The 14,877-nt window shown below is 62.8% G+C and carries 11 protein-coding genes; 4 read left to right on the top strand and 7 right to left on the bottom strand.

Annotated elements, in window-relative coordinates; all coding sequences use genetic code 11:
- The first annotated feature begins 25 nt into the window (after nt 1-25).
- The 4 genes from lepA (at nt 26) to NKJ00_RS03885 (ending at nt 4,773) form a co-directional block, all read left to right on the top strand.
- Nucleotides 26-1,831, top strand: a complete 1,806-nt coding sequence (lepA, locus tag NKJ00_RS03900; RefSeq protein ID WP_352628823.1) for a translation elongation factor 4 — start codon at nt 26-28, stop codon at nt 1,829-1,831.
- A 298-nt stretch (nt 1,832-2,129) separates the two neighbouring features.
- Complete coding sequence (locus tag NKJ00_RS03895) at nt 2,130-2,888, top strand: hypothetical protein (RefSeq protein ID WP_155930603.1); 759 nt, start codon at nt 2,130-2,132, stop codon at nt 2,886-2,888.
- A complete protein-coding gene (locus NKJ00_RS03890) occupies nt 2,885-4,096 on the top strand; it encodes a hypothetical protein (RefSeq protein ID WP_023813451.1) in 1,212 nt (403 codons plus the stop codon). Before NKJ00_RS03895 ends, NKJ00_RS03890 begins: the two co-directional genes overlap by 4 nt.
- 257 nt (nt 4,097-4,353) lie before the next feature.
- On the top strand, nt 4,354-4,773 hold the full coding sequence (locus tag NKJ00_RS03885; protein ID WP_352628821.1) for a hypothetical protein: 420 nt from the start codon (nt 4,354-4,356) through the stop codon (nt 4,771-4,773).
- A gap of 449 nt (nt 4,774-5,222) precedes the next feature.
- Here NKJ00_RS03885 and NKJ00_RS03880 read toward each other — a convergent pair whose 3' ends face one another.
- The 7 genes from NKJ00_RS03880 to NKJ00_RS03850 form a co-directional block, all read right to left on the bottom strand.
- Nucleotides 5,223-6,863 (bottom strand): ABC transporter substrate-binding protein, encoded by a 1,641-nt coding sequence (locus NKJ00_RS03880; RefSeq protein WP_352628819.1) that lies wholly within the window; start codon nt 6,861-6,863, stop codon nt 5,223-5,225.
- 484 nt (nt 6,864-7,347) lie between these two features.
- Nucleotides 7,348-8,295 carry an alpha/beta hydrolase gene (locus NKJ00_RS03875; protein ID WP_050592743.1) on the bottom strand — a complete coding sequence of 316 codons (948 nt, stop codon included), beginning with the start codon at nt 8,293-8,295 and terminating at the stop codon, nt 7,348-7,350.
- A gap of 11 nt (nt 8,296-8,306) precedes the next feature.
- Entirely contained in the window at nt 8,307-8,987 is a 681-nt protein-coding gene (locus tag NKJ00_RS03870) for an isochorismatase family protein (RefSeq protein ID WP_031213665.1), read from the bottom strand.
- Between the two features lie 259 nt (nt 8,988-9,246).
- On the bottom strand, nt 9,247-10,551 hold the full coding sequence (locus NKJ00_RS03865; protein WP_352628817.1) for a M24 family metallopeptidase: 1,305 nt from the start codon (nt 10,549-10,551) through the stop codon (nt 9,247-9,249).
- 307 nt (nt 10,552-10,858) lie between these two features.
- On the bottom strand, nt 10,859-11,830 hold the full coding sequence (locus NKJ00_RS03860; protein ID WP_352628815.1) for a GlxA family transcriptional regulator: 972 nt from the start codon (nt 11,828-11,830) through the stop codon (nt 10,859-10,861).
- A 339-nt stretch (nt 11,831-12,169) separates the two neighbouring features.
- Nucleotides 12,170-13,363 (bottom strand): trans-sulfuration enzyme family protein, encoded by a 1,194-nt coding sequence (locus NKJ00_RS03855; RefSeq protein WP_352628813.1) that lies wholly within the window; start codon nt 13,361-13,363, stop codon nt 12,170-12,172.
- A complete protein-coding gene (locus NKJ00_RS03850) occupies nt 13,360-14,781 on the bottom strand; it encodes a pyridoxal-phosphate dependent enzyme (protein WP_352628811.1) in 1,422 nt (473 codons plus the stop codon). The genes NKJ00_RS03855 and NKJ00_RS03850 overlap by 4 nt, the downstream gene beginning before the upstream one ends.
- Nucleotides 14,782-14,877: the final 96 nt, after the last annotated feature.

Below are 14,877 nucleotides of genomic sequence, written 5' to 3'. Positions count from 1 at the left end.
AAGCCACCCCTGCTAAACGCGCGCCATGAGCACGCCCCTCGACCACATCCGCAATTTCTCCATCGTCGCCCATATCGACCATGGCAAATCCACGCTTGCCGACAGGCTGATCCAGCTGACCGGCGGGCTGGAGCTGCGCGACATGAAGGAGCAGGTGCTGGACTCGATGGACATCGAGCGCGAGCGCGGCATCACCATCAAGGCTCAGACGGTGCGGCTGAAATACCGCGCCAACAATGGCGAGGACTATATCCTCAATTTGATCGACACGCCCGGACACGTCGACTTCGCCTATGAAGTGTCGCGGTCGCTGGCCGCCTGCGAGGGGTCGCTGCTGGTGGTCGACGCCTCGCAGGGCGTCGAGGCGCAGACGCTGGCCAATGTCTACCAGGCGATCGACAACAACCACGAGATCGTCGTGGTGCTGAACAAGGTCGACCTGCCGGCCGCCGAGCCCGAGCGCATCCGCGAGCAGGTCGAGGAGGTGATCGGCATCGACGCCTCCAACGCCGTGCTGATCTCGGCCAAGACCGGGCTTGGCATTCCCGACGTGCTGGAGGCCATCGTCCACCAATTGCCGCCGCCGCGCGAAGGCGATGCGACCGCGCCGCTGAAGGCGATGCTGGTCGACAGCTGGTACGACGCCTATCTCGGCGTCATCGTTCTGGTGCGCGTCATCGACGGCGTTTTGAAAAAGGGCCAGACCATCCGCATGATGGGCACCGGCGCCAAGCACCTGGTCGAGCGCACCGGCGTGTTCACCCCGGCCCGCATCAATGTCGACGAGCTCGGCCCCGGCGAATTCGGCTTCTTCACCGGCTCGATCAAGGAAGTGGCCGACACCCGCGTCGGCGACACCATCACCGAGGACAAGCGCACCACCGCCAAGGCGCTGCCCGGCTTCAAGCCAGCGCAGCCGGTGGTGTTCTGCGGCCTGTTCCCGGTCGACGCCGCCGATTTCGAGGACCTGCGCGCCGCGGTTGGCAAGCTGCGCCTCAACGACGCCTCCTTCTCCTTTGAAATGGAAACCAGTGCGGCGCTCGGCTTCGGCTATCGCTGCGGTTTCCTTGGCCTGCTGCATCTGGAAATCATCCAGGAGCGGCTGGAGCGCGAGTTCAACCTCGACCTCATCGCCACGGCGCCCTCAGTCGTCTACCGGCTGGCTCTGACCGACGGTTCGATAAAGGAACTGCACAACCCGGCCGACATGCCCGACGTGGTGAAAATCTCCGCCATCGAGGAGCCGTGGATCCGCGCCACCATTTTGACGCCCGACGACTATCTCGGCGGCATCCTGAAACTCTGCCAGGACCGGCGCGGCATCCAGGCCGACCTGTCTTATGTCGGCAAGCGCGCCATGCTGATCTACGATCTGCCGCTCAATGAGGTCGTCTTCGATTTCTACGACCGGCTGAAGTCGATCTCCAAGGGCTACGCCTCGTTCGACTATCACCTCACTGACTATAAGGAGGGCGACCTCGTCAAGATGTCGATCCTGGTCAATGAGGAGCCGGTCGACGCGCTTTCCATGCTGGTGCACCGCACGGCGGCGGAAAAGCGCGGCCGTCAGATGTGCGAGAAGCTGAAGGAGCTGATCCCGAACCATCTGTTCAAGATCCCGATCCAGGCCGCCATCGGCGGCAAGGTCATCGCCCGGGAAACCATCTCGGCGCTGCGCAAGGACGTCACCGCCAAATGCTACGGCGGCGACGTCTCGCGCAAGCGCAAGCTGCTGGACAAGCAGAAAGAAGGCAAGAAGCGGATGCGCCAGTTTGGCAAGGTGGATATCCCGCAGGAGGCGTTTATTCAGGCGCTGAAGATGGGGGATTGAGAAGCCGGTTGGCGCGCAAAGCGCGCCAAGTCATCGATCCGGTGGATCGATGACAGGCTTCGAAAGCGGGGGAGCTGCCGGAGGCAGCGGGCCCCCCGCCAGCGCGGCGCTGATGCTGCACGGTGGGGATTAGGCACAACACCCCAGTCACCCTTGCATTCTCTACCCCCGATTGTATCGTTGCCTCATTTCTGGGGAAATAACTTTTCATGCGCAAATACGGGATTCCGTTTCTTCCGTCTTGTTGGGCGGAATGATGCCAAAGTTGGTTGGCGGCCGACCCGGATTTAGGAGTTGGGTGGATAAGCACCCCGATCCCAAGTGGGGGCTCATGCCCTTAACTCATATTACGAAAGGCATTGTCGCAGAGGATATCATCCGCTCAAATACCGTCTCGGTAAGCGATTGCAAAGTCTTTGGCGAGCCCCTCGCATATCTTTTCTATGGGCGGCCCGCTTATCGGGTTGCCGGAGATGGATCGATTCGCGTCGAAGCAGCCTGCCCTTTCTGTTTTATTTTCGACGCATCGCTTATTCAAAAGGCCAAAGCAATCTTTGCGTTCGACACCGGAGCATTCGACAAGCGGTTATACAGTCGAATCCTTATGGATGAGATGACTGTCGAGGACTTTAGCTTGGAAGGCGACACCACAAGACCCAACCGGATCATTTCAGCCTTGTTTGGCACCCGCAGGGAATATTTCGAAGGTGACACGTCAAAGATCGATTCCGGGCGAGCAGCAGAAGCATGGGAGTTTCACGCACAGGCCTACTTAGATCTCTTAACATCGCCCGGGCGCAATGAACCAGACGACAGAATTTGCTCAATCGAGGTAATTCTTGGCGAACCAATCTCTATCGAAGGCAATCTATCCGCCGTAGTTGTCCCACACACGCTCTGGGATGGCGAAAAGGGGGCGCCATGGCTTGAAAGACTTGTCCAAAGCGGTGTCGTGGTCAGCCCTTATACGTTCGTACCTGGTCGCCATCCTGACTACTATCAGGCCCACCTCGAAGCTGCGGTTAGAGACTTGTACTTAGCTTGGGGGGACTTGTGAACAGCACTCAGACCTTCTTCGTCGTCGGGTGTTTGCCATTTCTGGATGATTTGGTCGGCTTTGCTCTTCCAATACTGAAGACGCCTGCAAGGCCACATACAGAAGTTGTCCAGTATATAGATGAGTATACTGGATTGGTCTCTGGGTTTTTCGAATTTGAAAGGACATCCGAGAAGATTGTCCTGCAGCAAAGTAATTTTACCGTTAAAATTGGAGATGAGCACGTTCTCGCATTTGTTACGGAAGACGGCTTTTGCCATCTGGGCACGACTGCAAGTCTAGCGCCCATCCTACGGGGCTTCATATCTCGCTTTCCGAAGAGAAATTCAATTGCCTTGCAGGTTGCGGAACTGATCGGTAACGCCCAAGAAAAGAAACTTGCTCGTCTCTCAATGCGTGAAGAGCTCGTCAACTCAGCAGGGTTGCCGTCTGCTAGGGCATTTTACGAGGGAGCCGCTCTTAGGTCGGCAGTTTGGGCAAATCTACTCGCATTGGCCCCAAACGCAGATGTTGCAAAACGTGTTCTAGGCGCTCGCGCGAGATTGGGCGCATCCATAGGCGTGGGAGGTGAATTACTACTTCACCTAGATGCTCTGGACGACGGTGACCGAGCTTTGATGAATGAAGAGATCTTAAAGGATGCGATAATTTCCGAATTTGCGATCATCCCAGACATGATCGCTACGCCTAACCCAACATACGAGAAGTATGACAATGTACAAGATAGCGCGGTTAAAGATTTACTTATTGAGGTTCGATCCGCGCGGCGCCAGGAAGAACGCATTGCGATTCTTATTGCTGGCATACTTGAAAATAGAAACGTTGGTATTTCAGCCCTCTTGCAGTATGAACGCGATAAAGCGAAGTTTGCGAACCTTGCCCTTGATAGGATTAGAGATACCCTTATTAGAGACGACGGCGATGATCGTTTGATGGAAATTGCGGCTGCAAAGCTTGTGCGCCATTTGTATTCCGCACAGTTTCCCGCAAGCAGAGGCTCGTTACTGTTATTTTTTGCGAAATATCTGGCGGGGTGGCCGGAGATAAATGGCGAGATACATCGGAGGCTAGGTAGAACCCGCAGCATTTTTGTTGAGCAGTATAGGCCAGCGATTGAAGAATTCCTTAAGAGTCCAAGAGTTCAGAACCGAGAGGGACCTAACCTGCCCCTATTCCGGGCATCGCTCCGATCCAATCCCATCGATTGATCTGTCTAACGACATGGGCTCCCCCTCGACACCTCCCCGCTTTCCGCGCGCCCCCTTTGAGAGCGCCCCGCCATGACGTATCCTCCCGACGGCTTGGGGAGACATCACATGCGCACCACTTCAGACACCGCCGCTTCTCTCGGCCTCGCCATTGGCGGCGCCTTGGGCCTCGCCGGCCTTTCGTCGCCAGCGCTCCACTGCGCGAAACGCTGTGGACGATCGATGGCGCAGCGCCGGTGGTGGCGACCGCGCTACTGATGATAAAATATCAGCGGCTGGGCAATGATGGCGTGGTGGCCGGCTTCCTGACCTTCCTCGCCGGCGAGAGCCTGCTACTGGCCGGCAATGCGGCGGGGCTGGAGACCAGCGTGCCCTCCTATGTCGGCGGCATTTCGCTGTGGGCGGCGGCACTTGTCATGGTCAGCGCGCCGAAAACTTTTGCCCTGTGGATGCGGCTCCCTCGTGGCCGCCGTGCTGTTTGTCGTCTCGGCCGGCATGACCCTGTGGGGCGCGCCCTTGCTGCCGACCTCCGCGCCCCTGCCCGCCGCCGGCTACCCGTTTCTGGTGCTGACTTTTATCGGCTGGATCTGCACGCTTCTGAGGGCGGCGCGGTGAGCCTTTGTCTGCTTCCGTACCAAACGTCCGGCCTAGTTGATCGAGCATCACCGGAACGGTAAAAAATCCGGGCGGCGGACCCAGGTTCGCCAGTGGCCGGCGCGGGCTCAGGCAACTGCCTCACCGGCATTCGCGCCGGCCATTTCCCAGGTGCAATTCGGCCAACGTTGGCGCCGCCCCTCATCTGCCGCCATCTTCTCCCCGTAAACGGGGCGAAGGACGCGGTGGTCGATGATTTCGCTAGTCGCCAACCTTGCAATGGAGGCGCCGGGGATGGCGCGGCTTGGTTCCTCGCCCCACGAAGTGGGGAGAGGTGGCCCGGCGAAGCCGGGACGGAGAGGGGCCAGCGCGGCGTTGGGAGGTAGTTTCTCAAGGGTTGCTGTCGTGTCAGCCAGCTCTCATTCTTGATACGGTTTTGGTTTCGCGAAGGGCGTCCCCCGCTCCGTCCCGGCTTCGCCGGCCCACCTCTCCCCCACTCCCGTGGGGGCGAGGAACCCAAGGATGGAAAGCCTCAACTCTCAATCCAAACCTTCTCAAAATGCTGCTCGAGCGCCTGGTGCTGTTCGCAACCTTCGACGCCTTTGCGGTACGTCCGGTAGACCGAGCGCCAGTAGGGTTGGATGATGATGCCGGAGTCGCGCAGATTCTCCTCGATCTTGGCCATGATCTCCTTGCGCGCCCTGGCGTCCGGGGTCGCCAGCGCCTTGTCGAGCAGCTCGTCGAACTCCTTGCTGGCGTAGGCGCTTTCGTTCCAGGCGGCGCCCGATTTATACGCCAGCGCCAGCACCTGGACGCCGAGCGGGCGGCCGAGCCATTCGGTGCAGGAGAAGGGGTATTTGCTCCAGTCGTTCCAGAAGGTGGCGGCGGGCAGCACGGTGCGCTTGATCTTCAGGCCGGCCTCGCGCATCTGCGCGCCGATGGCGTCGCCGGTGGTCTTTTGCCATTCGACATCGACGGAGATGAGCTCGAACTCGTGATCGGCCTTGCCGGCTTCCGCGAGCAGCTTCTTCGACTGGTCGAGGTCGCGCTTGGCCGGGCCGATATCGGCATATTCGGGGTGCATGGGGCCGACATGGTGGTTGTCGGCGGGCTTGCCGCGGCCGCCGAGGCCGAGCGCCAGCACGGCGGAATTGTCGACGGCGAGCTGGGCTGCGCGGCGCACCTTGACGTCGTCATAGGGCGCGTTGCCGACATTGAAGCGGGCGACGATGGTCGAGCCGGTGGCGATCTCGGAATTCATCAGCCCCATCTGCTCGGTCTGCGAGACGGCATCGGAGGCGGTCTCGTGGTCGGTGTCGATCTCGCCGGATTCGAACGCCGACAGCATGGCGTTGGGGTCGGAGCCGTAGTCGACCCATTTGATGCCGTCGAGATGGAATTCGCCCTTCCACCAAGGCTTATCCCTGCGCTTCACCTCGGCACCGGGCTCGGCATCCCAGCTGACCAGCTCGCAGGGGCCGGTGGTGATGGCCAGCGCCTTCAGCGGGTCGCCGTCGCCCTCATAGGAGCGGTGCATGATCAGTGCGGGATAGTCGGCCATGCCGGCGATCAGCGAAATGTCGGGTTTGGGCAAATTGAGCTTGATGGTGAAGTCGTCGACCTTGGCGATGCCGCCATCGACGACCTTCTTGGTGTCGGCATTGACCAGCGCGCCCATGCGCGCGGCGACCGAGTTGCCGGGCACCGAGGCATCGCACCAGCGGGTGAGGTTGTGGATGACATCGTCGGCGTTGAAGGCATCGCCATTCGACCAGGATATGCCCTTTCGCACATGCAGTGTGAGCGTCCTGGCGTCGTCGCTCGCCTCCCAGCTTTCGAGCAGCCAGGGCTCGAAGGAGAAGTCGGTGTTCCAGCGCACCAGATATTCGTTGCAGTGGCGGGCGACATTCGACATCTCCACGCCGTCGAAGGTGCGCGGGTCCTTGAAACCCTTGACGTTCATGGCAACGCGCAGGACGCCGCCCTTCCTGGGCTCCGCCGCGCGGGCAGGCGTGGGGGCGAGCCCGCCTAATGCCAGCGCCCCGGCGGCGCTGACGCCGAGGCCGGCCATCAGGGCCAGGTATTCGCGGCGGTTGATGCCGCCGGTCCTGAAATCGTCGGCGACGGGCTTGGCTTGCGGGTGCAGTTTGCGATCGGTCAGCATGAATTTCATCGTCGTTCCCCTGTTGTTGATGCATGCCGCCCAAAAGTGCCCAGCGGTTTTGGGACAACGGCATGCACAGAAAAATCGCCCCGGCCGATCGACAGACGCGGGGGCGGACGCGACCGCCGGGACGCCATTGCCTGAGGGGAATGATAGAGCGAGGTGACGCCGGGAAGTGTTCGGGAATCCGCAGTGATTGTGCGGGGTTCCGCAGGGTGCCAAGCGAGGGCCTCCCCCTTCGAAAATTGGCGAAGGGTGACGTGACAGCCAATCTCCCCCCTTGCGGGGGAGATGTCCGGCAGGACAGAGGGGGGTGTGAAGGATCGCCAACCTTCGATCCCCAGATCATTTAAAATCGGTCTGAGAGCGCGGCTGGACTTAGCTGATTAGCTGAAAGGTCAGCGGGACAGCACCCCCCTCTGTCCTGCCAGACATCTCCCCCGCAAGGGGGGAGATTGGCGCCCCACCGCCGGCGCCTTCCTTCCTCAGCCACTCAATACGGCCACTCGCCCTTACCCAACGCACCAACCGCCGCAACAATCCGCGCAAACGCCTCCGCCGCCGCCGGCACCGTTGTCCGGGCGCGCAGGAAGCTGTGCACCAGCCTCGGCTCCTCGTGCCACCACGCCTTGCCGCCGGCGGCCGCAATACGGTCGCGATAAGCCTCGCCATCCGACGACAGCGGGTCGCATTGCGCCGTGACGATCACCGTCGGCGGCAGGCCGGAGAAATCGGTGTCGCGCAGCGGCGAGAAGGTCGGATCGTCAGGTGATTGCCGCCTGGCCGAACGGACGTCGCGGTAGAAGGCGATGTCGGCCACCGACAGCAGCGGCGCCTCGGCGTGCTCGATATAGGAGCCGGCGCGCTCGTCGCCGCCGAGCTCGGGGTAGATCAGCACCTGGCCGACCGCAGCTCTGATATGGCGGCGCGTCGCCTGCGCCACCGCGGCGGCGAGGTTGCCGCCCGCGCTTTCGCCGCACAGCACCAGCGGCAGATCTGATGACACTGCCGCCCATTCGAAGGCGGCCACCGCATCGTCGAAGGCGGCGGGATGAAGATGCTCCGGCGCCAGCCGGTAGTCGACCGACAGCACGTCGAAGCCGGTGCCGGCGCAGAGCTCGGCGCAGATGTCGTCATGGCTTTCCAGCCCGCCGAGGATGAAGCCGCCGCCGTGGTAGTAGATCACCATCGCCTGGGCGGCCTTGCCGGCAAACCGGTAACGGCGGATGGGGATGTCGCGGCCGGCGGCGGCGATCAGGCCATCGCTGGCCTTGACGCCGGGCGGGCGGCCCTGGTGGAAGGCCCGGCTCATCCGGTCATAGACTTCGCGCTGCCTGTCGATCGGCAGGCCGATGATCTCAGGCGGATACCAGGTGTTGACCGCGTCGATATAGGCCCAGAGTTCGGGGGCGAGCCGGGTTTCGTATTTGCCCCGAGTCATGCTTTCGACAGTCATAGATCGGCGTAGAGCGCGGCCGCATTCTCAAAACTGAAACGCAGCGGCACCGAGCCTTCGACCTGCCAGGCGGTGACGGTCTCGCCGGCCAGCAGCCGGCAGGCGCCGTCGGTGTCGGTGACGGCGCCACCATAGAGCCGGTTGGCGAGGTTGAGGATGCCGGTCTGGTGCATGGCCGCGCTGCCGCTGCCGCAGGCATCCTTGACCAGCAGCACGCGAAATCCTCTGGCCACCGCATCCTTGACCGACGCGTCGATGCAGGCCTCGGTCCAGACACCTGCCACAACCAGCCATTCGATGCCCGAAGACTTGATGTCACGCGCCGCCGGCCCGGTGCGGAAGGCGCTGGCCTCGGCCTTGATCAGCAGCGCCTCGCCCTTGGCCGGCGCCACCTCACGGCAGATCTCGGTCAGCGGATCGCTCTTGTCGGAAAAGGCCGACTTGCCGTCCTCACCGAGCGGATGAAACGGCCGGTCCTGGCTGTCGAGATCGACGATGTAGGCCCAGTGGTAGAGCGGCACATGGTTCTGCCGCGCCGCCGCCTGCAGGCGCTGGACGTTGGCGAGGATCGTGGCGTAGCCGTCGACGAGATAGCGGGGGTCCTGCCGGTGCTCTTCCTGCAGGTCGATGAAGATCGCGGCCATTGTGCCGGGTTTGATGGAGATGGGGGTTTTCATGCGGCTTCATTATCCACGGGCGGAGCAGTCCAAGACTCTTGCCTGTGCCGGTGGGACAGCACCCCCCTCTGCCCTGCCGGGCATCTCCCCCGCAAGGGGGGAGATCGGCCGTCGCGAATGCCCTCGCCAATCGTCAGAGTTGCAGGAAAAAGCGCTGCAGGCGACGCTGCCAATCTCCCCCCTTGCGGGGGAGATGTCCGGCAGGACAGAGGGGGGTGCGACGGAATGAGGCGCTTGTTGTGAGCGTTAGTTGCGCGTATCAAACCTGCGTCTCCAGAAACTCATCCTCATAGGGAAAGCGCGACAGAAGCTCCGTGCCGGTGTCGGTGATCAGGATCTCGTCCTCCAGCTTGACGCCCTCGCGGCCGCCTTTCTCGCCGATATAGCTTTCGACGCTCACCACCATGCCTGGCACGATATGGCCGTCGCGGCCATAGGTCTCGTAGTCCATGGAATGCGCGATGAAGGGCGTTTCGCCATGCATGCCGACGCCGTGCATGACCGAGGTGTAGCGCTGGTCGACGAAGCGGTCGGGGATTTTCCAGGCCTTTTCGGCAATCTCGCGGAACGCCATGCCGGGTTTGACGATCGAGATGTTGTGCTGAACCTGGTCGTGCGCCATGCGGTAGAGCGACTTCTGGTAGGGGGTCGGCTTGCCCGGCCCGCAACGGAAGGTGCGCGAAAAATCGGAATAGTAGCCGTAGCAGCCGATCGTGTCGGTATCGAGCGCCAGCAGTTCGCCCGGCCGGATCTTGCGGCCGCTGGCCTCGTTGAACCACGGATTGGTGCGCTGGCCGGAGGTGAGCAGCCGCGTCTCGATGAACTCGCCGCCCTGGCGGATGACCTCGCCATACATGATGGCGAACAGGTCGTTTTCGGAGACACCGGGCTTGATCGCCTCGCGCACCGCATAGACGGCGGCCTCGGCGCCGGCCATCGACACCTGCAGGCATTTGACTTCCTCGGGCGTCTTGACGGCGCGCACCGCTAAAATCTCGCCCTGGCAATCGCGGACATCGCAGCCGCGCTTTTCGAGCGCCAGCGCCTGCAGATGGCTGCAGCGATCGAGGCCAAGCTTCATCGAGCCGCCGCCGTGCTGCTTGAGCAATTCGGCGATCTCGTCGGCGAAGGGGCCGGCGGTTTCGTCGTCGCGGCCGGAGACCGACGACCAGACGAGCTTGGACGGACGCGCCTCGTCGATCGTGTCGAGCACCATGGAGACATGATAGCTCTGCGGATATTCGAACAGCACGATAGGCCCGTCGGTCGGGATGAAGAAATAGCGGGTCGAGTTGCGCAGGAAATAGCCGAACATGTTGCGCGAGCCGGTGGCGTAGCGCTGGTTGTACGGGTCGAACAACACGACGCCGCCATAGCCGGCCTCGCGCATCCAGCCGCGCAGCTTGGCCAGCCGGCCCTTGCGCAGGGCATCGGCATCGATGAAGGACGGCTCGGTGTCCGACAGCCACATGCCGCCGGCCGGATCGGCCGCGGCCGGGTGGCGCATGCGGTCCTTGAAGTCCACGTCCTCGGTGCTGTCGGGGTCGAATACGACGATGCTCATGGGGGTACGGCCTTGGATGGGTTGTGAGGGTTGAGCATGGCGCAGGTGGGGCGGATGGATTGTGCGGAATACCGCAGGTGTTGTGCGGGATGCCGCTGGTGCCAATGAGAGATGCCGATGGGACAGCACCCCCCTCTGTCCTGCCGGACATCTCCCCCGCAAGGGGGGAGATTGGCAGTTTCGATGCCGCCGCTCTTCTTGCAACATTCGAGATTGGCGAAAGCTGAGGTGCAGTCAATCTCCCTCCCTGCGGGGGAGATGGCCGGCAGGCCAGAGGGGGGTGCTGTCCCGCCATTCCTTTGATACCCTAATGCCTTCGCGCCAGCTTCGGCGGGTGCCCATGCTCCTCGCGAAACGCCCGGGCAAAGCTCGACATCGAGGCGAAGCCGCAGGCCAGCGCCACGTCGCGCACGGCGAGCGTCGAATGTGCCAGCAGGTCGGCGGCGCGCTTCAACCTGAGCCGGCGGTAATAGCCATTGGGCGAGATGGCGAGTTCGGAGCGAAAGGAGCGCTCGAGCTTGTCGGAGGAGACGCCGAGCTTCGCGGTCAGCTCGGCCATGCCGAGCCGCTCTTCCACCGCGTCCTCCATGATGGCGATGGCCGACAGAACCAGTTCGTTCTGGACGCCGGTGCGCAGCCGCAGCGGCATCATCTTGCGGTCGATGCTGGAACGCAGCTGGCTGTGCACGAACCACTCGGCGACGCCGGCCGCAAGCTCGGCGCCATAGTCGCGGGTGATGATCTCCAGCATCATGTCGAGGCTGCCGACGCCGCCGGCCGAGGTGAAGCGCTTGCGGTCGATGACGTAGAGGTCGCGCCTCAGCTCGATGTTGGGAAAAGCTTCGGTGAAGGCGGCCTGGCTGGTCCAGTGCAAGGTGCAGGCATGGCCGTCGAGCAGGCCGGCGCGCGCCAGGAAGAACGCGGCATCCGCCACCGCACCGATATGGGCGCCGTTGCGCAGGCTCTTGCGGATCCAGTGTGCTGCGTCCTCCGCGACGAGATGATCGGCATCGCCGCCCGAACAGACGACGATGCGATCGACCTTCGGCGCATCCTCGGCGTAAAAACCCGGCTGGATAACGACGCCATTCGACGCCTCGACCGCGCCTTTCGTGCCGCCGACGATGATCCAGCGATAGCATTCTCTTTTCGCTAGGACATTGGCCGCACGCAGCGGCTCGATGACCGAGCTGAACGCCATCATCGGAAAGCCGGGGAACACCAGCACCGCGAAGGTGAGAGGGGTGTCGGTGGGTTTGGGTGGGGCGTGTGTAGCCATGGGGCGCTACATTTCGGGCAGATGGGGTTCGGGGTCAACGGGGCTTGGCTGAACGATGCGCGAAGCGCGGTTTGCCGTTGACCGTTGTGGCGGCGAAGAGATCGGTCAGACGTCGGCGGGACAGCACCCCCCTCTGGCCTGCCGGCCATCTCCCCCGCAAGGAGGGAGATTGCAGCTTCGATGGCGCCGCTCGTCTTGCAACGTTCGAGATTGGCGAAAGCGGAAGTGACATCTGATCTCCCCCCTTGCGGGGGAGATGTCCGGCAGGACAGAGGGGGTGTGAAGGATCGCGACAGACCCCAGTTTGCCCTGCGCCGCATCTTCCGCGATATCAGTCCGCTAACCCAGCGCCTGATCCAGATCGGCGATCAGATCGTCGCCATCCTCGATCCCCGCCGACAACCTTACCAGCGAATCCGAAATCCCGATCTCGGCCCGTTTCTCGGCCGGTATGGACCCATGCGTCATCAGCGCCGGGTGCTCGATCAGGCTTTCCACCCCGCCGAGGCTTTCGGCCAGCGTGAACAGTTGCGTGCGTTCCAGGAAGCGTTTGGTGCCGGCAACGTCGCGGTCGAGCACGGCTGTGATCATGCCGCCGAAGGCGTGCATCTGCTGGACGGCGACGGCGTGCTGCGGGTGGCTGGCGAGGCCGGGATAGATGACGCGGCGCACATCGCGACGCGCTTCCAGCCACTGCGCGATCTTGAGGCCGTTGGCGGAATGGCGCTCCATCCTGAGCGCCAGCGTCTTCAGCCCGCGCAGCGCCAGAAAGCTGTCGAACGGACCCGAAATGGCGCCGATGGCGTTCTGCAGGAATTTCAGCTGGGTGGCGAGCTCCTTGTTGTCGCCGACCACGGCGACGCCGCCGACCATATCGGAATGGCCGTTGAGATATTTCGTCGTCGAATGCACCACGATATCGATGCCGAGCTCCAGCGGCCGCTGAATATAGGGACTGCAAAACGTGTTGTCGGCGACCGTGAGCAACCCCTTGTGCTTGGCGAGTGCCGCAACGCCTTCGAGGTCGACGATGCGCAGCAGCGGGTTGGTTGGCGTCTCGACCCACAGCATTTTCGTCTCGGGCCGGATCGCCGCCTCGACGGCAGCGAGGTCGGTGAAGTCGACGAACGAGACCTGCAGGTTGGCCGAGCGTTTGCGCACCCGCTCCATCAGCCGGAACGAGCCGCCATAAATGTCGTCGGTGGCGACGATGTGGGCGCCGGAATCGAGCAGTTCCAGCACGGTGGCGATCGCCGCCAGGCCGGACGCGAAGGCAAAGGCGGCCGAGCCGCTTTCGAGATCAGCCACGGCGCGCTCGAAGGCAAAGCGCGTCGGGTTCTGGCTGCGGGCATATTCAAAGCCCTTGTGCACGCCGGGAGACTGCTGGGCAAAGGTCGAGGTGGCGTAGATCGGCACCATCACCGCGCCGGTCAGCGGGTCGTGGCTCTGGCCGCCATGGATGGTGCGCGTCGAGAAAGCCAGACGGTTCTTGCCGGCTGAAGATGGGCCGGCTGGCGGAGTATTGCTGGTCATCGTGCGCGCCTCAAATGGTTGATCAGGTCTATGCGGGTTATCAGGCCGACGAACTCTTCGCCGTCGAAGATGATGGCGACCTCGTTGCGGTCGAAGACCGGCAGCAGCGCATCCAGCGTCTGGCTGGCCTGCAGCGTGTGCAGATTGGAGGTCATGGCCGTGCGCACCGGGCCGTTGAAGCGCTCCCAGCGGCCGTCATAGGGGCCGTCGACCTTGGCCAGGATGTCGCTTTCGTCGACGATGCCGACGAGCTTGCCATTGTCGAGCACCGGCAGCTGCGAGACATCGGAACGGCGCATGCGGCCATAGGCGTTGAGCAGGCTTTCGTCCGGGCCGACATAGACGGTGTCGCCGGTGCGGTGCGAACGCATCACCAGGTCGCGCAGGTCGCCATGCTGTTCGTGCTCGGCCAAACCCTGCTCGGCCAGCCAGAAATCGTCGAACACCTTCGACAGATATTTGTTGCCGCTGTCGCAGACGAACGTGACGACGCGCTTGGGCACCGTCTGCTCGCGGCAATAGCGCAGAGCGGCCGACAGCAGCGTGCCCGACGACGAGCCGGCGAGGATACCTTCCTTCGACAAGAGGTCGCGGACCGCCAGCATGCTCTGCTTGTCGGGGATGGAATAGGCCTTCTTGACCAGCGACAGATCGGCGTTGGGCGGCACGAAATCCTCGCCGATGCCTTCGACAGTCCAGCTGCCGGCCTCTTCCATCTTGCCGGTCTTGATCAGCGGCGCCAGCACCGAGCCGACCGGATCGGCCAGCACCATTTCGGTCTTCGACGACACCTTGGCGAAGTAACGGCCAAGCCCGGTCAGCGTGCCGCCGGAGCCGACGCCGACGACCACCGCGTCGACATCGCCGTCGAGCTGCGAGAAAATCTCCGGGCCGGTGGTGGTTTCATGCGCCAGCGGGTTGGCCGGGTTGGCGAACTGGTTGGCATAGAAGGCGCCGGGCGTTTCCGCTGCGATCTTCTCGGCCATGTCCTGGTAATATTCGGCATGGCCCTTGCCGACATCGGAGCGTGTCATGCGCACCTCGGCGCCGAGCGCGCGCAGATGCTGGATCTTTTCGCGCGACATCTTGTCGGGCACGACCAACACGATGCGGTAGCCCTTGGGGATGCCGACCTGGGCGAGGCCGAGGCCGGTATTGCCGGCGGTCGCCTCGACAATGGTGCCGCCACGCCTGAGCTTGCCCTGCTTTTCAGCCGCGGCGATCATCGACAGTGCGATGCGGTCCTTGATCGAGCCGCCGGGGTTCTGGCTTTCGAGCTTGATGAACAGCCGGCATTTGCCGGTGTCGAACTTGGTCAGCTCGACAACCGGCGTCTGGCCGATCAGGTCGAGCACCGACTTGTAGGGCGGGCGCAGGCGGGACAATGCGTCGGCTGCGGCGATCTCATGCTCGCTCATATCGATGCTCCATGACCAAGCGACCGCCTCGAGGCAGGGCGGCAGCGTATCCTCTTTTCCAGCCCTTTGCAGTCGGAAAGAAGATAGATCGTGCCA

The organism is Mesorhizobium sp. M0227 (assembly GCF_040321855.1).
Classification (GTDB): Bacteria; Pseudomonadota; Alphaproteobacteria; order Rhizobiales; family Rhizobiaceae; genus Mesorhizobium.
Note: the sequence above shows the minus strand (reverse complement) of the source record. Positions and strands in the feature narration are given on the sequence as shown.